General features: G+C 70.6%; 16 protein-coding genes and 1 tRNA gene. 7 read left to right on the top strand and 10 right to left on the bottom strand.

What is annotated here, in order from left to right; translation table 11 throughout:
- Positions 1–14: 14 nt before the first annotated feature.
- From CG719_RS11550 to nth, 3 genes are all read right to left on the bottom strand, one after another.
- Positions 15–1,214 carry a MarP family serine protease gene (locus tag CG719_RS11550; protein ID WP_100568474.1) on the bottom strand — a complete coding sequence of 400 codons (1,200 nt, stop codon included), beginning with the start codon at positions 1,212–1,214 and terminating at the stop codon, positions 15–17.
- 98 nt (positions 1,215–1,312) lie between these two features.
- Entirely contained in the window at positions 1,313–2,017 is a 705-nt protein-coding gene (locus tag CG719_RS11545; RefSeq protein ID WP_100568473.1) for an NUDIX hydrolase, read from the bottom strand.
- Between the two features lie 135 nt (positions 2,018–2,152).
- A complete protein-coding gene (gene nth / locus CG719_RS11540) occupies positions 2,153–3,115 on the bottom strand; it encodes an endonuclease III (RefSeq protein ID WP_100568472.1) in 963 nt (320 codons plus the stop codon).
- A gap of 308 nt (positions 3,116–3,423) precedes the next feature.
- On the opposite strand from nth, the gene CG719_RS11535 reads away from it, so the two are divergent.
- Positions 3,424–4,098 (top strand): Crp/Fnr family transcriptional regulator, encoded by a 675-nt coding sequence (locus tag CG719_RS11535; RefSeq protein WP_100568471.1) that lies wholly within the window; start codon positions 3,424–3,426, stop codon positions 4,096–4,098.
- A gap of 85 nt (positions 4,099–4,183) precedes the next feature.
- Here CG719_RS11535 and CG719_RS11530 read toward each other — a convergent pair whose 3' ends face one another.
- The 4 genes from CG719_RS11530 to CG719_RS11515 form a co-directional block, all read right to left on the bottom strand.
- Entirely contained in the window at positions 4,184–5,014 is an 831-nt protein-coding gene (locus CG719_RS11530; protein ID WP_100568470.1) for an MBL fold metallo-hydrolase, read from the bottom strand.
- 43 nt (positions 5,015–5,057) lie between these two features.
- On the bottom strand, positions 5,058–5,927 hold the full coding sequence (locus tag CG719_RS11525; protein WP_100568469.1) for an NUDIX hydrolase: 870 nt from the start codon (positions 5,925–5,927) through the stop codon (positions 5,058–5,060).
- A 71-nt stretch (positions 5,928–5,998) separates the two neighbouring features.
- A complete protein-coding gene (locus CG719_RS11520) occupies positions 5,999–6,463 on the bottom strand; it encodes a RidA family protein (RefSeq protein WP_100568468.1) in 465 nt (154 codons plus the stop codon).
- The gene (locus CG719_RS11515) at positions 6,460–6,618 is read right to left on the bottom strand and encodes a DUF4177 domain-containing protein (protein ID WP_009189813.1); all 159 of its coding nucleotides are present in this window, start codon (positions 6,616–6,618) and stop codon (positions 6,460–6,462) included. The genes CG719_RS11520 and CG719_RS11515 overlap by 4 nt, the downstream gene beginning before the upstream one ends.
- 106 nt (positions 6,619–6,724) lie before the next feature.
- Here CG719_RS11515 and CG719_RS11510 point away from each other — a divergent pair, with 106 nt between their 5' ends.
- Complete coding sequence (locus tag CG719_RS11510; RefSeq protein WP_100568467.1) at positions 6,725–7,702, top strand: ArsA family ATPase; 978 nt, start codon at positions 6,725–6,727, stop codon at positions 7,700–7,702.
- On the top strand, positions 7,699–9,075 hold the full coding sequence (locus tag CG719_RS11505; protein WP_100568466.1) for an ArsA family ATPase: 1,377 nt from the start codon (positions 7,699–7,701) through the stop codon (positions 9,073–9,075). Before CG719_RS11510 ends, CG719_RS11505 begins: the two co-directional genes overlap by 4 nt.
- 157 nt (positions 9,076–9,232) lie before the next feature.
- Here CG719_RS11505 and CG719_RS11500 read toward each other — a convergent pair whose 3' ends face one another.
- On the bottom strand, positions 9,233–9,571 hold the full coding sequence (locus tag CG719_RS11500) for a WhiB family transcriptional regulator (RefSeq protein WP_199836610.1): 339 nt from the start codon (positions 9,569–9,571) through the stop codon (positions 9,233–9,235).
- Between the two features lie 582 nt (positions 9,572–10,153).
- Here CG719_RS11500 and CG719_RS11490 point away from each other — a divergent pair.
- Entirely contained in the window at positions 10,154–12,412 is a 2,259-nt protein-coding gene (locus tag CG719_RS11490; protein ID WP_100568464.1) for a transglycosylase domain-containing protein, read from the top strand.
- Positions 12,413–12,514: 102 nt separating this feature from the next.
- Here the strand turns inward: CG719_RS11490 and CG719_RS11485 are convergent, their stop codons facing one another.
- Positions 12,515–12,979 (bottom strand): GatB/YqeY domain-containing protein, encoded by a 465-nt coding sequence (locus tag CG719_RS11485; protein ID WP_100568463.1) that lies wholly within the window; start codon positions 12,977–12,979, stop codon positions 12,515–12,517.
- 154 nt (positions 12,980–13,133) lie between these two features.
- Between CG719_RS11485 and CG719_RS11480 the strand changes: the two genes are divergently transcribed.
- From CG719_RS11480 to CG719_RS11470, 3 genes are all read left to right on the top strand, one after another.
- Entirely contained in the window at positions 13,134–14,060 is a 927-nt protein-coding gene (locus CG719_RS11480) for a metallophosphoesterase (RefSeq protein WP_100568462.1), read from the top strand.
- Between the two features lie 129 nt (positions 14,061–14,189).
- The gene (locus CG719_RS11475; protein WP_100568461.1) at positions 14,190–15,023 is read left to right on the top strand and encodes a Pr6Pr family membrane protein; all 834 of its coding nucleotides are present in this window, start codon (positions 14,190–14,192) and stop codon (positions 15,021–15,023) included.
- Between the two features lie 32 nt (positions 15,024–15,055).
- Positions 15,056–15,129, top strand: a tRNA-Pro gene (locus tag CG719_RS11470).
- A gap of 862 nt (positions 15,130–15,991) precedes the next feature.
- Here CG719_RS11470 and CG719_RS11460 read toward each other — a convergent pair.
- On the bottom strand, positions 15,992–17,128 hold the full coding sequence (locus CG719_RS11460; RefSeq protein ID WP_234375518.1) for a hypothetical protein: 1,137 nt from the start codon (positions 17,126–17,128) through the stop codon (positions 15,992–15,994).
- Positions 17,129–17,423: the final 295 nt, after the last annotated feature.

Here is a 17,423-nt window from a genome sequence, read left to right as displayed (position 1 = left end):
CCGGCCGGGCGGGTCTACAGCGCGCAGTCGTCGCTGCCCACCTGCTGGTCCGCGGTACGACCCCGCGCGATGTCCTGCTGGATCTCGTCGATCGTGAGCGCGTAGCCGGTGTCGGCGTCGTCGAGGGACTTGGCGAACACCACCCCGTACACCTTGCCGTCGGTCGTGAGCAGCGGGCCGCCGGAGTTGCCCTGGCGCACGGTCGTGTACAGCGAGTAGACGTCCCGGCGCACAGTGCCGCGGTGGTAGATGTCCGGGCCGCTGGCCGTGATGCGGCCGCGCACCCGCGCGGCCCGGACGTCGTACGACCCGTTCTCCGGGAAGCCGGCGACGATCGCGCCGTCGCCGCTGTGCGCGTCCGTGCCGGTGAACTTCAGGGCCGGCGCCTTCAGGTCCGGCACGTCGAGCACGGCGATGTCGCGGTGCCAGTCGTACAGGACGACGGTGGCGTCGTACTTCCGCCCCTCGCCGCCTATCTGCACGGTGGGTTCGTCGACCCCGCCCACGACGTGCGCGTTGGTCATGACGCGGCGGTTGCCGAAGACGAAGCCGCTGCCCTCCAGCACCTTGCCGCAACTGCGCGCGGTGCCCATGACCTTGACGACGGACTGCTTGGCGCGCAGGGCGACGACGCTGTTCGCCAGCGCCGGATCCGGGGGCTGCACGTCGGTGATGGGCTCGTTGGCGAACGGGCTGAAGACCTGCGGGAAGCCGTTCTGCGCGAGGACGGAGGTGAAGTCCGCGAACCAGGTGTCGGCCTGCGCGGGCAGCACCTCGGAGACTCCGAGCAGCACCCGGGAGTTGCGCACCTCCTTGCCCAGCGTCGGTATCGTCGTGCCGCCGAGGGCCGAGCCGATCAGCCAGGCGACCAGCAGCATGGCGACGACGTTGACCAGGGCGCCGCCGGTCGCGTCCAGGGCACGGGCCGGTGACCAGGTGATGTACACGCGCAGCTTGCTGCCGAGGTGGGTGGTCAGGGCCTGGCCGATCGAGGCGCAGACGATCACGACGATGACCGCGACGACGGCCGCGGTGGTGCTGACCGGCGTGTTGTCCGTCATCGCGTCCCAGATCACCGGGAGCGTGTAGACGGCGAGGAGACCGCCGCCCAGGAAGCCGATCACCGACAGGATGCCGACGACGAATCCCTGGCGATAGCCCACGACCGCGAACCACGCGGCGGCGATCAGCAGCAGGATGTCCAGCACGTTCACCGCGTCGAGCCTCGCCTCATCATGTTCCCATCACCCCAGGCCGGCCGGTGTCTTCCTGGAGTTCCGCCCCCGGGAGCACCGCAGCGGTGCCCACCCTGTCACGACCCCCAGTCGAGCGGGACCTGCTTGTCGCGGTCCCAGGGCAGCTCCCAGCCCGCGTAGTGGAGCACGCGGTCGATGATCCCGGCGGTGAAGCCCCACACAAGGGCCGATTCGACCAGGAATGCCGGACCTCGGTGGCCGCTGGGATGGACGGTCGTGGCCCGGTTGTCGGGGTTCGTGAGATCCGCCACGGGCACGGTGAACACGCGTGCGGTCTCCGCAGGGTCGACGACGCCCACCGGGCTGGGCTCGCGCCACCAGCCGAGCACGGGCGTGACCACGAAGCCGCTGACCGGGATGTACAGCCGGGGCAGCGCGCCGAACAGCTGGACCCCGCCCGGTTCGAGCCCGGTCTCCTCCTCGGCCTCGCGCAGTGCGGCCCGCAGCGGGCCCTCGCCCTGCGGGTCGCCGTCCTCGGGGTCGAGCGCCCCGCCGGGGAACGACGGCTGGCCGGCGTGCGAGCGCAGCGAGCTCGCCCGCTCCATGAGCAGCAGTTCGGGTCCGCGCTCGGCCTCGCCGAAGAGGATCAGGACGGCGGACTGGCGCCCGGCGCCGTCCTTCGGCGGCAGGAAGCGGCTCAGCTGGACCGGCCGGACCGTCTCGGCCACACGTGCGACCGGCTCGAGCCAGCCGGGCAGCCCTTCCGTGCTGAGCGCCACCGAGCCGCCCTGCGTCCCGCTCGCCTCACTGGCCCGCGTCATCGCCACCCCCGTTCCCCTCGCCGCCCTGCCCGCCGTCCAGCAGTACCCCTCGGGGTGCTGCCGTGTCGCGCGCCCGAGCTCCTCGGCATCCCGCCGTGTCCAACGCCCGACGGCACCGAGATCGTTCCGCCGCTGTCATCCGGCCCCCAGCGGCGGTGCCGGCCGGCCGCCCGCGTCCAGGTAGGACTGCGGCGGCTTGAGGCGCTGGCCGGGGAAGCCGCCCTTCTCGTACTTCAGCAGCTTCTTCGCCTTCTCCGGGTCCGTCTCGCCCTCGCCGTAGGCCGGGCAGAGCGGGGCGATCGGGCAGGCGCCGCACGCGGGCTTGCGGGCGTGGCAGATGCGGCGGCCGTGGAAGATCACGTGGTGCGAGAGCATCGTCCAGTCGCTCTTGGGGAAGAGCGCGGCGACGGCGGCCTCGATCTTGTCGGGCTCGGTCTCCTCGGTCCACTGCCAGCGCCGCACCAGCCGCTGGAAGTGCGTGTCCACGGTCAGGCCGGGCCGGCCGAAGGCGTTGCCGAGGACCACGAAGGCGGTCTTGCGGCCGACGCCGGGAAGCTTGACGAGGTCCTCGAGCCGCCCCGGGACCTCGCCGCCGAACTCCTCCGCCAGCGCCTTGGACAGGCCTATCACCGACTTGGTCTTGGCCCGGAAGAAGCCGGTGGGCCGGAGGATCTCCTCGACCTCCTCGGGGTTCGCGGCGGCGAGGTCCTCGGGGGTGGGGTACCTGGCGAACAGCCCGGGCGTGGTCTGGTTGACCCGCAGGTCCGTGGTCTGGGCCGACAGGACCGTGGCGACCAGCAGCTGGAAGGGGTTCTCGAAGTCCAGCTCCGGGTGGGCGTAGGGGTACACCTCGGCGAGCTCGCGGTTGATACGGCGGGCCCGGCGGACCAGGGCCGTACGCGACTCGTTCTTCGGCGGCTTCGAGGCGAGCGTCTTCGCCGGCGCGGCCTTCTGGACGGCGGCGGTGGCCTTCTTCGGCGCGACCGTCACCTTCTTCGGTGCCACGGCCTTCCTGACGGGGGCCGCGCTCCTGGCGGAGGGCGCCTTCTTCCCAGCCGCGCCCTTCTTCACCGGTGCCCTTTTCGCCGCTTTTGCCATGTTCGTTCCATCGTCGGACTCTTGTTCGCCCACAGCGGAATCCTCACGTACAACCACCCGCCCAGCCCCCTCGGCCTGCGCTCTCACCGGCGATTTGGACACCCGGCCAGCCTAAAGCCCAGCACCGACATCCGCTCCGGACCCCCGAGATCGGCCCCCGATTGGCCCCCTGCCGCGTAAGCGTGCACACCTGTGCGGCATCCTTGTGACAGATCACACTGTTTGGACCGTCCGGCAAAATGGGGAACACGGACCCCTGGCACACGGGGGAGCAAGATCCTCTGAGCAGGTCGACAAGGAGAGAACTCGTGGACGACGTTCTGCGGCGCAATCCGCTCTTCGCGGCGCTCGACGACGAGCAGGCCGCGGAGCTTCGCGCCTCCATGACGGAGGTGACACTCGCACGAGGCGACTCGTTGTTCCACGAGGGCGACCCGGGTGACCGGCTCTACGTGGTCACCGAGGGCAAGGTCAAGCTGCACCGCACGTCCCCGGACGGCCGCGAGAACATGCTGGCCGTCGTCGGTCCCGGCGAGCTCATCGGCGAGCTGTCGCTGTTCGACCCGGGCCCGCGCACCGCGACGGCGACCGCGCTGACCGAGGTCAAGATGCTCGCCCTCGGCCACGGCGACCTCCAGCCCTGGCTGAACGTGCGGCCCGAGGTGGCGGGCGCCCTGCTGCGCGCCGTCGCCCGGCGCCTGCGCAAGACCAACGACCAGATGTCGGACCTGGTCTTCTCCGATGTTCCGGGCCGTGTCGCCCGCGCCCTGCTGGACCTCTCCCGCCGCTTCGGCGTGCAGTCCGAGGAGGGCATCCACGTGGTGCACGACCTCACCCAGGAGGAGCTGGCCCAGCTGGTCGGCGCCTCCCGTGAGACCGTGAACAAGGCCCTGGCCGACTTCGCCCAGCGCGGCTGGCTCCGCCTGGAGGCCCGCGCGGTGATCCTGCTCGACGTGGAGCGCCTCGCGAAGCGCTCGCGCTGACCCGTTCCCGCGGTCCTCGAGGGCCCCGTCCCGGCCGGGACGGGGCCTTTGCCGTCGGCAGCGGTACGGGGCTCGTCGCCGGCCGTCAGATGAGACCGTGCCCCCGCAGGTACTCCAGCTGGGCGCGCACCGACAGCTCGGCAGCCGGCCACAGGGAGCGGTCCACGTCGGCGTACACGTGGGAGACGACCTGGGACGGGGTCCGGTGACCGGCCTCGACGGCCGTCTCGACCTGGGCGAGCCGGTGGGCCCGGTGGGCGAGGTAGAACTCGACGGCGCCCTGGGCGTCCTCCAGGACGGGCCCGTGGCCGGGCAGGACCGTGTGGACGCCGTCGTCGACCGTGAGTGACCTGAGCCGCCGCAGCGAGTCCAGGTAGTCACCGAGACGGCCGTCGGGGTGCGCGACGACGGTCGTGCCGCGGCCCAGGATCGTGTCGCCGGTGAGCACGGCGCGGTCGGCCGGCAGGTGGAAGCAGAGGGAGTCGGCGGTGTGGCCCGGGGTCGGTACGACCCGCAGCTCCAGCCCGCCCACCTTGATCACGTCCCCCGCGCCCAGCCCCTCGTCGCCCAGCCGCAGGGCCGGGTCGAGCGCACGCACGCGCGTACGGGTCAGCTCGGCGAAGCGGGCGGCGCCCTCGGCGTGGTCGGGATGGCCATGCGTCAGCAGGGTCAGCGCGATCCGCTTGCCCGCTTCCTCGGCGGTGGCGGCCACCTGGGCCAGATGGCCCTCGTCCAGCGGCCCCGGGTCGATCACGACGGCCAGGTCGGAGTCCGGCTCCGAGACGATCCAGGTGTTGGTGCCGTCCAGGGTCATGGGGGACGCGTTCGGCGCGAGGACGTTGACGGCCCGCGCGGTGGCGGGCCCGGCCAGTGCACCGCCCCGGGGCTGTCCGGGCAGCGCTGCTGCGTCCGTCATGCGAGGAGGCCTTCCTGGACGTCGGTCCGACGGGAGCGGCGGCTCACGCGCGCGCCGTGCCGCTCGGGACGTGCTGGGTGAACTCGTCGTGCCCCGGCCAGGTCAGGACCACCTCGCCGTCCACCAGGCGGGCCTGCGCGAGCACGGGGGTCAGATCGCGGGACCGTGCGGCGGCGAGCGCCTCGGCGGGGCTGCCGCAGGGCATCAGCTGGCGCAGGGTGGCGATGGTGGGCGGCATCATCAGCAGCTCGCCCCGGTCGTACGCGGCCGCCGCCTCCACGGGCCTGATCCACACCGTGCGGTCGGCCTCCGTGGAGGCGTTCCGGGTGCGCTGGCCCTCGGGGAGCGCGGCCACGAAGAACCAGGTGTCGTAGCGACGGGGCTCGAACTCGGGGGTGATCCAGCGGGTCCAGGCGCCCAGCAGGTCCGAGCGCAGGACCAGGCCCCGGCGGTCCAGGAACTCCGCGAACGACAGCTCACGGGCGACCAGGGCGGCGCGGTCGGCCTCCCAGTCGGCCCCCGTGGTGTCGCCGACGACACTGTCCGCGCCGGGCCCGGCGAGCAGGACGCCGGCCTCCTCGTACGTTTCGCGGACGGCCGCGCAGACGATCGCCTGGGCCTCCTTCTCGTCGACGCCGAGGCGATCGGCCCACCACGCGCGCGAGGGCCCCGCCCAGCGGACGTGGTGGTCGTCGTCACGGGGGTCGACGCCACCGCCCGGGTACGCGTACGCGCCTCCGGCGAAGGCCATGGAGGCGCGTCTGCGCAGCATGTGCACCGCGGGGCCGGGCCCGGTCTCCTTCAGGAGCATGACGGTGGCCGCGCGCTTCGGCGTCACCGGTGTGAGGGTGCCGTCCGCGAGCGCGCGGATACGGTCCGGCCAGTCCGGGGGAAACCACTGCCCATTCGCCATGGGCGGAGGCTATCCCCTGGTGAGCGAATGTTCGAGAGGTGGCCGAGGTCAGAGCCGGTTCCGGGCTCCGCCTACGGCTCCAGCTCGACCTGGATCTCCACCTCCACGGGCGCGTCCAGCGGCAGCACCGCGACGCCGACCGCGCTGCGCGCGTGCACGCCCTTCTCCCCGAGGACCTCGGCCAGCAGCTCGCTGGCGCCGTTGACGACCCCGGGCTGGCCGGTGAAGTCCGCCGCCGAGGCGACGAAGCCCACGACCTTCACCACGCGTGCGACACGGTCCAGGTCGCCCGCGACGGACTTGACGGCCGCAAGGGCGTTGAGCGCGCAGGTGCGCGCCAGGTCCTTGGCCTCCTCCGGGGTGACCTCCAGGCCCACCTTGCCGGTGACCGGGAGCTTGCCCTCCACCATCGGCAGCTGTCCCGCGGTGTAGACGTACACGCCGGACCGCACGGCCGGCTGGTACGCGGCCAGCGGCGGCACGACCTCCGGCAGCCTCAGGCCCAGCTCCGCCAGCCTCGCCTCGACCGCGCTCATGCCTGCTTCTCCCGCTTCAGGTAGGCCACCAGCTGCTCGGGGTTCGGTCCGGGCACGACCTGGACGAGCTCCCAGCCGTCCTCGCCCCAGGTGTCCAGAATCTGCTTCGTGGCATGGACGAGCAGCGGCACGGTTGCGTATTCCCACTTGGTCATGGGGCCGACTGTATCCGCTGCCTCCGGCGGCCCACGCGGCCGACCACGGCGCGGTTGTCCACAGCCTCCCGCGTGACCCGAGCGCGAACTGGTTAGTCTCGAATACGTGAGCAGGCTCCAGGTCGTCAGCGGCAAGGGCGGGACCGGAAAGACGACGGTCGCCGCCGCCCTCGCGCTGGCCCTGGCCACGGAGGGGAAGCGGACGCTCCTCGTCGAGGTCGAGGGCCGGCAGGGCATCGCACAGCTCTTCGAAACGGAGGCGCTGCCCTACGAGGAACGGAAGATCGCAGTCGCTCCCGGGGGCGGGGAGGTGTACGCGCTGGCCATTGACCCCGAACTGGCCCTGCTGGACTACCTCCAGATGTTCTACAAGCTGGGCGGTGCCGGCCGGGCCCTGAAGAAGCTGGGCGCCATCGACTTCGCCACCACCGTCGCGCCCGGACTCAGAGACGTCCTGCTGACCGGCAAGGCGTGCGAGGCGGTACGGCGCAAGGACCGCGACGGCCGGTTCGTCTACGACTACGTGATCATGGACGCGCCGCCCACCGGGCGCATCACCCGCTTCCTCAACGTCAACGACGAGGTGGCGGGCCTGGCGAAGATCGGCCCGATACACAATCAGGCCCAGGCGGTGATGCGGGTGCTGAAGTCGCCCGAGACGGCCGTGCACCTGGTGGCGCTGCTGGAGGAGATGCCGGTCCAGGAGACCGTCGACGGCATCGCCGAACTGCGGGCCGCCCGGCTGCCGGTGGGACGCATCATCGTGAACATGGTGCGCCCGCAGATGCTGGACGCGGACGACCTGGAACTCGTACGGACCGCCTCACGCACCGCGCTCGCCCGGTCGCTGTCCTCCGCCGGGCTCGGCGGGGCGCGGCGCGGCCAGAACGCCGAGCGGCTGGTGGGCCCGCTGCTGGAGCAGGCCGAGGAGTACGCCGAGCGTTACACGCTGGAGGAGGAGCAGCGGTCCGTGCTGAGCGAGCTGGGTCTGCCCCTGCACGAACTGCCGCTGCTCGCCGAGGGCATGGACCTGGCGGGCCTGTACGAACTGGCGACCGAGCTGCGGAAGCAGGGGATGTCATGAGCCCGGACCCGGCACCCGAGCGGGAGGCCGCGCGCACCTCCGCCCACGCGTACGACGGCGCCCGCCGTCTGGCACCCACGCGTGTGCTGGAAATCGACCCGCTGCTCGACGACCCGGGGACGCGCATCGTGGTGTGCTGCGGCTCGGGCGGGGTCGGCAAGACCACCACCGCGGCGGCCCTCGGCCTGCGCGCCGCCGAACGCGGCCGCAAGGTGGTCGTCCTGACCATCGACCCGGCCCGCCGGCTCGCCCAGTCCATGGGCATCGACTCCCTGGACAACGTCCCGCGCCGGGTGAAGGGCACCGAGGGCGAGGGCGAGCTGCACGCCATGATGCTCGACATGAAGCGCACCTTCGACGAGGTCGTCGAGGCGCACGCGGATTCCGAGCGGGCGGCCGCGATCCTGGCCAACCCCTTCTACCAGTCGCTCTCCGCGGGCTTCGCCGGCACGCAGGAGTACATGGCGATGGAGAAGCTGGGCCAGCTGCGGGCCCGGGACGAGTGGGACCTCATCGTCGTCGACACCCCGCCCTCCCGCTCCGCCCTGGACTTCCTGGACGCGCCCAAGCGGCTCGGCTCCTTCCTCGACGGCCGGCTGATCCGGCTGCTGACCGCCCCGGCGAAGCTGGGCGGGCGCGCGGGGATGAAGTTCCTGAACGTCGGGATGTCGATGATGACCGGCACGCTCGGCAAGCTGCTGGGCGGTCAGCTGCTCAAGGACGTCCAGACGTTCGTGGCCGCGATGGACACGACCTTCGGCGGCTTCCGGACCCGCGCGGACGCCACGTACAAGCTGCTCCAGGCACCGGGAACCGCGTTCCTGGTGGTCGCGGCCCCGGAGCGGGACGCGCTGCGCGAGGCCGCGTACTTCGTGGAGCGGCTGGCCGCGGAGAAGATGCCGCTGGCCGGTCTGGTGCTCAACCGGGTGCACGGCAGCGGGGCCGGTGAGCTGTCGGCCGAGCGGGCGCTCGCCGCCGCGGAAAATCTTGAGGACTCCCGCATTGTGGATCAGCGGGACGGGAAAGCTGGACTTCGTAACTCTCCCGCAACGTACGGCAGTTCAGACTCTCCCGCTGCTCATCCCGATTCCGGCGCACCTCCCGCGGACCACGAGGCGCCCGCCGACGACGACTTCGCGCCGGAGCCGTCCGTCGACCAGGTCACCGCGGGCCTGCTGAGGCTGCATGCCGAGCGCATGCAGCTGCTCTCCCGTGAGCAGCGCACGCGTGACCGCTTCGCCGCCCGGCATCCCGAGGTGGCGGTGGCCGAAGTGGCCGCGCTGCCCGGTGACGTGCACGACCTCACGGGGCTGCGGGACATCGGAAACCGGCTCGCGGAACACCGCCACGAGCTGCCCGATCCGGGCGCCTGACAGGCGCCCGCCGGGTCATCCGCTGTCCCTCCCCGCGGCGGGACAGCCCGGGACAGCCACCGGACACATGGACAACCGAAGACCGCCCAGGAGGGACGACTCAGGTACCCACGAACGCGCTCCGGCCGCCCGGAGGGACGACGCCCCAGTCCGACGCTCAGCCCACCGCCGCGAAGTCCTCGTACACCTGGTCGTCGGCGAGGGACACCAGTCCCGCGCCCCGCTCGTACTCCATGCGCGCGGTCTCCAGCAGCCGGCGCCAGGAGGTCACGGTCGGCCGCCGGCGCAGCAATGCGCGACGCTCACGCTCTGTCATGCCTCCCCAGACGCCGAACTCGACACGGTTGTCGAGCGCGTCAGCGAGGCATTCGGTGCGAACCGGGCATCCGGTGCACACCGCCTTGGCCCTGTTCTGCGCTGCTCCCTGAACGAACAGTTCATCTGGATCAGTAGTGCGGCAGGCCGCCTGCGCACTCCAGTCGGTAACCCAGCCCATACCGGCGCCGTCCTCTCCCGAATCGAGGCTCCCCCACGGCGGCAGCGGCATATTCACCGCCGCCAGTTGAGGACGTTACGGAAGGTGGGCACGGCGCAACACCCCCAGCGGGCCCAATCTTGAATGGTCCGAACGGACTATGGGGAAGCGGCAGATCACCCGGGGGAGTGAGCTGACGACATGCACGACATTCCCGGCACAGCGGGGCAGTTGCCGCGTGCCGTAACGGTCACCGGATGACACACAGGGGGAATTCGGGCTCCCGTTCCACACTCTCCGGTCGCGCACCCCGACACCACCCGGACCACCCGGCCAAGGAAAGCCGAAGGGAGCCGGAACGTTTCGGGGCTGCCGGACGTATGGATACGTGGCCGTACCGCTGTGACAGTCGAGAGCAGCTTAGGCCAAGGCATATACGCGTGTCCGGCGAATGAGAACACAGGCCGGTCCGCCGCCTCGGCCACCGTTCGCGGCACCGGCGCGCCCCGCCCGGCCGCCCCCGGATGTCACGATCCTGCATTCGAACATTCCGAGACGCCCTGCTCCGTCGGAACGCTCATCACTACGGATTAGGCTGCCCTCATGCCAAAGAAGCGCTCGGGCGGTGGTCTGTCGCCAACGCAGCAGGCCGCGAAGTTCCTCGGTGTCAGTGTGCTCGCGGGAGCCGTGATGGCGGGCATCGCACTGCCCGCGGCCGGCGCGCTGGGCCTGGCCGCCAAGGGATCGGCCACGGGGTTCGACGACATCCCGGCCAACCTCAAGCGTCCGCCGCTCAGTCAGCGGACCACGATCCTGGACCGCCAGGGCAACCAGATCGCCCAGGTCTACTCCCGCGACCGTACGGTGGTCGAACTGAAGGACATCTCGCCGTACATGCAGAAGGCGATCGTCGCGATCGAGGACTCCCGCTTCTACGAGCACGGCGCGATCGACCTGAAGGGCGTGCTCCGCGCGCTCAACAAGAACGCGCAGAACGGCGGGGTCTCCGAGGGCGCCTCCACCCTCACCCAGCAGTACGTCAAGAACGTCTTCGTCGAGGAGGCCGGCGACGACCCGACGAAGGTCGCGGAGGCCACCCAGCAGACCATCGGCCGCAAGGTCAAGGAACTGAAGTTCGCGATCCAGGTGGAACAGGACCTGGGCAAGCACAAGATCCTCGCGAACTACCTCAACATCACGTACTTCGGGCAGCAGGCCTACGGCGTCGAGGCCGCCTCCCAGCGCTACTTCTCCAAGCACGCCAAGGACCTGACCCTGCCCGAGGCGGCGCTCCTCGCCGGCATCGTCCAGTCCCCGAGCCGCTACGACCCCGTCAACGACGAGGCCGAGGCCACCAAGCGGCGCAACGTCGTGCTCCAGCGGATGGCCAGCGTCGGCAACATCTCGCAGGCGGAGGCCGACAAGGCCGTCAAGGAGCCGCTGGGTCTGAAGGTCACCCAGCCGCGCAACGGCTGCATCACCGCGGTCAAGGGCGCCGGCTTCTTCTGCAAGTACGTCGAGCGGATCTTCCTCAACGACCCGGTCTTCGGCAAGACCCGCCAGCAGCGCGCCAAGATCTGGAACCAGGGCGGACTGACCATCCGCACGACGCTGGACCCGCAGGCCCAGCAGTCCGTGCAGGACTCGCTGAAGAAGCACGTCTACCAGTCCGACTCGGTCGCGGGCGCGGCGGTGCTGGTCGAGCCCGGCACCGGCAAGGTCCTCGCGATGGGCCAGTCCAAGCCGTACGGCTACGGCAAGAACGAGACCGAGATCAACTACTCGGTCGGCAGCGACCTCGGCGGCTCGAACTTCGGGTTCCCGACCGGTTCGACGTTCAAGCCGTTCGTGGCGGCGGCCGCGCTGGAGCAGGGCAGGCCGCCGACGCAGGAGTACTCGTCGCCGTACGAGATGCCGTACCCGGAACCCGTACAGACGTGCAGCGGCAAGCCCTGGACCAACCAGAGTCACGAGAAGGTGCCCAACGAGAGCAAGTCGGAGTTCGGCCCGTACCAGCTGAAGGAGGCGATGGCCAAGTCGGTCAACACCTACTTCGTGCAGATGGTCGCCGACATCGGCCTCTGCCCGGTGATGCAGATCGTCGACAAGCTGCACGTGGTGCAGGGCAGCGGCGACAAGCTGCCCGAGGTGCCCGCGATCTCGCTCGGCTCCAGGGGCATCTCCCCGCTGACGATGGCGAGCGCCTACGCGGCCTTCGCCTCCCGCGGCACGTACTGCACGCCGGTCGCCATCGAGTCGATCACGCAGAAGATCGGCGGCCAGAAGAAGTCGCTCGCGGTGCCGAAGTCGTCCTGTACGCGGGCCATGTCCGAGACGACCGCGGACACCGTCAACACGCTGCTCCAGGGCGTGATCGACTCCGGTACGGGTTCGCAGGCCGGCCTGGCCGACCGCGCCAACGCGGGCAAGACGGGTACGACGGACGAGCGCAAGAACGCGTGGTTCGTCGGCTACACGCCGAACCTGTCGGGCGCGGTGTGGGTGGGCAGCGCGTCGCAGAGCGTCAAGATGATCAACATCAACATCGGCGGCGTCTTCAACCCCCTCGTCTACGGCGGTCAGGTGCCCGGCCCGATCTGGCGTGACGCGATGACCGGCGCCCTCGTCGGCAAGGAGGCCCCGGCCTTCAACCTCGTCAACATCCCGGACGCGCCCAAGGAAGAGGACAAGCACAAGGGCAGGGACCGGGGCGACGGTCACGGGAACGGCGGCGACAACGGCGGCCCCGGCGACAACAACGGCGGCTTCCCGAACCCGTCCGTCTCCTTCCCGAACGGCTTCTTCCAGGGCCCGAACGGCGGACCGCGAGGCAACGGCAACGGAGGCCGGGGACACGGCTGACGGACAGGCGGCGGGGGCTCGTTCCTCCGCCGCCGCCACAACGAAGGGGCGCCGGCGGATGGCCGGCGCCCCTTCGTCGTACGTGCCCGAGAACCGGCCGGGTCAGCCGGCCAGAAGCCTTTTCACCACGGCGGCGACGCGGCCGCCCTCGGCCTGGCCCGCGACCTTCGGGTTCACGATCTTCATGACCGCGCCCATGGCCCGCGGCCCCTCCACACCGGCGGCCTTTGCCTCCTGAACAGCCTGGGCGACGATCCGCTCCAGCTCCTCGTCGGACATCTGCTTGGGCAGGTACGTGGCGAGCAGCTCGCCCTCCGCCTTCTCCCGCTCGGCCGACTCCGTACGACCACCCTGCGCGAAGGCCTCGGCCGCCTCGCGGCGCTTCTTGGCCTCCTTGGTGATCACCTTGAGGACCTCGTCGTCGGAGAGCTCGCGCTTCTCCTTGCCCGAGACCTCCTCCTTGGTGATCGCGGTGAGCGTCAGCCGGAGCGTCGAGGAGCGGAGCTCGTCACGCTCCTTGATGGCGGCGTTGAGGTCATCGTGCAGCTTCGACTTGAGCGTGGTCATGGGTTTGATTGTCGCAGGTACGGCAAGGCACCCGCGCGTCGATTTACGGCGCCCCGGGGAAACGCCGATCTCCGGGCGGGGCGCGCCTGTTGGCCCCGCGGCCGGGACCACCGGCGATTTCCACCGGACGGCACGGGCCTGAGACGATGGACCCATGCGCGCGCGATACGGAGTACCCCTGGGCATCACGGCGGTCGCGGCCGCCGGTCTCCTCTACTCGGCGGGGTTCGAAGCCCGCTCCTTCCGCCTGAGGCGGGTGACGGTCCCGGTCCTGCCCTCCGGCATGCGCCCCCTGCGGATCCTTCAGGTCTCCGACATCCACATGGTCGGCGGCCAGCGCAAGAAGCAGCGCTGGCTGCGCTCGCTCGCCGGACTGCGCCCCGACTTCGTGATCAACACCGGCGACAACCTGTCCGACCCGGAGGGCGTTCCGGAGGTCCTCGACGCCCTCGGCCCGCTGATGGACTTCCCGGGCGCGTACGTCTTCGGGTCCAACGACTACTACGGTCCCAAGCTGCGCAACCCGGCCCGCTACCTGCTGGAGAAGACCAGCGGCCGGCACGGCCTGAACGGCAACGCGCCCGCCGTCGGGGTGATCCACAACCCGTGGGAGGACCTGCGCGACGGCTTCGACGCGGCCGGCTGGCTCAACCTCACGAACACCCGCGGCACCCTCAAGCTCGAGGGCCTCTCGGTGGAGCTGACGGGCCTGGACGACCCGCACATCAAGCGGGACCGCTACGCGCGGGTGGCGGGCGGCCCGTCCACCGACGCGGACTTCTCGATGGGCGTGGTGCACGCCCCGTACCTGCGGGTCCTGGACGCCTTCACGGCCGACGACTACCCCCTGGTCCTGGCCGGCCACACCCACGGCGGCCAGCTCTGCATCCCCTTCTACGGCGCCCTGGTCACCAACTGCGACCTGGACACCGACCGGGTGAAGGGCCTGTCCACCCACAACGCCGAGGGCCGGACGTCCTACCTGCACGTCTCGGCCGGCTGCGGCACCAACCGCTACACCCCGGTCCGCTTCGCCTGCCCCCCGGAGGCGACGCTGCTGACGCTGGTGGAACGGCCGTGACGGGATAGCGCCGCAGGCGGGGGCGGGAGGGTTTCCGCCGCACGGCCATGCCTGGCACCGTGCGGCAATCCGTCACCCGTACGGGCTACCCGAATCGCCCCCTATGTCCGCCCTCCCTACCGTGAGGGCATGGCCGCCGAGACCCCCGAACTGCCCGAGGTGCCGGAGATACCTCCGACGCCTTTCATACCTCGGGACATACCGGAGCTCCCCGTGATCCCGGGCATCGTCAAGCTGATGCCCTCCTCCTTCGTCCCCCCGGCCGCCGTCATGGGGCCCACCCGCCATCTCGGGGCGGCGGTCTGCCGCCTCCTCACCGCCGCGGCGATCGTGGCCGCGGTGGCCGTGGAACTGCACCTCGGCTCCCCGGCCCGCGTCCTGAGCGCGTTCGCGATCCAGAGCAGCATCCTTCTCGCCCTGGTCCTCTGCCTCTCGGCCCGCAGGGCCTGGACGGCCCGCCGGCCGCTGCCGGCCTGGCTGACCGGAGCGACCGTGCTCTACTCCGTGATCACGGCCGTCGTGCACCACGCGCTGCTGACCCGGACCTCGCCGGCGTTCTCGATCACGGGCGAGCCCGGCATCCATCCGCTCTGGCAGAGGACGGCCACCGTGATCCTGCTGACGGCGGCCCCGATCGCCGCCCTCCTGGACTGGCTCCTGCTCACCGAGCCCGACCGCCTCCACCTGAACCAGGCCGCGCCGTGGCTGCTCTTCCCCCTGGCCTACCTGGCCTTCTCCCTCACCCGCGGCGAACTGCTCCCCGCCGACGCCCCCGACCGCTATCTGCACCCCTTCCTGGACGTATCCCAGCACGGCTACAAGCACGTCCTGGCCACCGCGCTCCTCCTGGGCCTCGCCTTCTACGCCCTGGCTCTCCTCCTCGTGGCCGTCGACCACACCCGCCCGAACCCCATCCGCCGCCGCGCCAAAACCGGATTTCGCCTCTGGCCACCGGTGGGCTAAAGTAAACGACGTCGCCGCGACAGCAGCGACATCGGGGTGTGGCGCAGCTTGGCAGCGCGCTTCGTTCGGGACGAAGAGGTCGTGGGTTCAAATCCCGCCACCCCGACAGAGAGACACCAGGTCAGGTCCGGTGCTGAGAGATCAGCACCGGACCTGACCTGTTCCTCAGAGGCTCTCCGGAGAGGATGGCGCCTACCGGGTCCCCTGAGACCGGCAGAAGCGCGCTGGCCTGGACTCAGATCGGATTCTCCACCCTCTGTGTTGCGGCTGGCGCGGTGATCGGCCTCACCGCGAACGTACCGCTCGGGACGGCGATCGTCGCCGCTGCCGCTGGATGGCAGATCACGGTGCACATCCGTAGGTAACCGGCTCGGCGCACTACACGTCCGGGCCCGTCGTACGTGGGCAGCCTGGGAGAACCTGCTCCAGAGGCGGACCCGGCGGGCCCGAACCATCCGCCTCCACGGCCCCGGAAGCCCGCCCCTGGGGGCCAAACAGGGGGCCAACGGAGCAGCCGAACCACGACCGTCCCGGACTGAAGCGGACGGTCCGGGACGGCGCACGCGCAGGTCAGTGCTCCGTATCAAGGTCATGCACGCTCTGATCGCGTTCGGGACGAAGAGGTCGCAGCTTCTTTGGACCCTCCGCCCGCCGCACCCGCGACCTCATCCGCCAACTCAACGCCCTCGGCCACCAGGTCACCCTCACCCCCGCAGGAGCCTGACGACCGATCCCGATCAGCACCACCGATAGCCCCTCAGCACCGACCCCGAGGGGCTATCTCGCCGTACCCAGCGAACCGTGGAGTTTTCCGGTCGGATGGCGTTTCCCTCGGACCTGGCCCTTCGTGCTGAGTACGGCCGTGCTCGCCGTGGCACGAGCTGGTTGGTACTCAACGCCGTTCACTTTGCCCGTGGTCTGACGCTTCTTCAGGTCGACCGCCGCGATCCTGCGCGGCATTGCTGCTGCTATCGGCTCAGCACGTCCAGAAAGTTGGACGCGTTGTTGACGAAGTAGACCTTGTCCCTGTGCAGGTTCACTGCCAAGCCGAACAATGCCCCTGCACCAGGCGGGGCACCATTGGCGTTCAGCCGGCGGACGGCCACCTGACGACCGCCGGGGGTCGTCTCCACAATGTTGCCGTCACCACCATTGACCGTCAGGATGTTGCCGCCTGGCGCGATCGCCAGCCCGAGCGGGCCGTTCAGCTGCCGGTCCGTGCTGACAATGCGGCCGATGCCGGCGCTTTGGAGCCGGCGGAGCGCGTTGGGGATCGCGGTGATCCGGTTGCCGACGGTGTCGGCAACGTAAAGCGTCTCACCACGCAGACCGACGCCGGTCGGCCCGATCACGAGCGCCGCCTGGTCGGTCGTCTCGCCGAATCCTGATCCGATCACGGTCGTGCCGACCCGGCGGGGCGGCTCGTCACCGTGACGGCGCAGCGCGATTCGCAGCACCGTGCCACGGTTCACGATGTTGCCGCCGGCTGCGACCGTACCGTTGAGCACGTTGGTCACAAACAGGTCGGTCCGGTCACCGGAACTGACCGCGGTCATGTCCCATGGGCCGTTGATGCCATCGCCGCTGAACGTCTCGCGGACGCGCCCCTGACTGTCCAGGACCAGCAGGCATCCAGCCTGCGCCGTGGCGGAGGTGCCATCCGCTGTCGGCAGGCTACCCACCACCACCCACCCGCCCGGCAGGATGGTCAGTGCGGTGGTCAGTCCGACCCCGCCCGGGCACGCCCCTGGCAGGTTCCCTGCGTCGATCTGGGCAAACTGGCTCACCTGACCGTGTGGGCTCACCTCAACCAGCGTGGAACCTGTTCCTTGCTCATTCGCACTGTTGTTGAAATTGCTGACCAGGATGTTGCCACGGTGCAGGTTGCCGATGCTGCGCTCGACAACGGCAGTGCCGTAGGGGTTCTGGTCACCGTTGCCGGGAACTGTCGATGCCACGGCGGACACTCGCTGCAGGGGACCGAGAAACGGTCTCGAGGCGGCTGGTCCAACCGGCGCGGCCGCCGCCGACATGCCGACCGAGAGGATCGTCGTGACAGCGACGGCCGCCGTTGCTGCGAGCCGCGCACGGATACGAAACCTCATGTGGGTGATGCCTCCTCAACGCCGGGTCAGCACTGCAGTCCCGAATGACGAATGTGACAGAGAGTTGGCGTCCATCACATCAATGCACCCGTTGAGGCACACCGCGGCGCGCGGCAATCTCCTCCGGATGCAGGACACCGAACGTGCTGCCCCGTGCAAAGTCGCGCAGGACGCGCTCAGGGAAGCCGAGTCCGGCGCGGCGGGCATCGCCGCCGTCCGCGCCGGCGACCACGCCCCACCACGCCCTGAGCCACGCGTCGGCGGCGCCCACTCACCGCCACGCGGCATTCCTGAG

This window comes from Streptomyces sp. CB01373, from assembly GCF_002803075.1.
In the GTDB taxonomy this organism is placed as follows: domain Bacteria; phylum Actinomycetota; class Actinomycetes; order Streptomycetales; family Streptomycetaceae; genus Streptomyces.
This window is presented reverse-complemented; position numbering and strand designations above follow the sequence as displayed.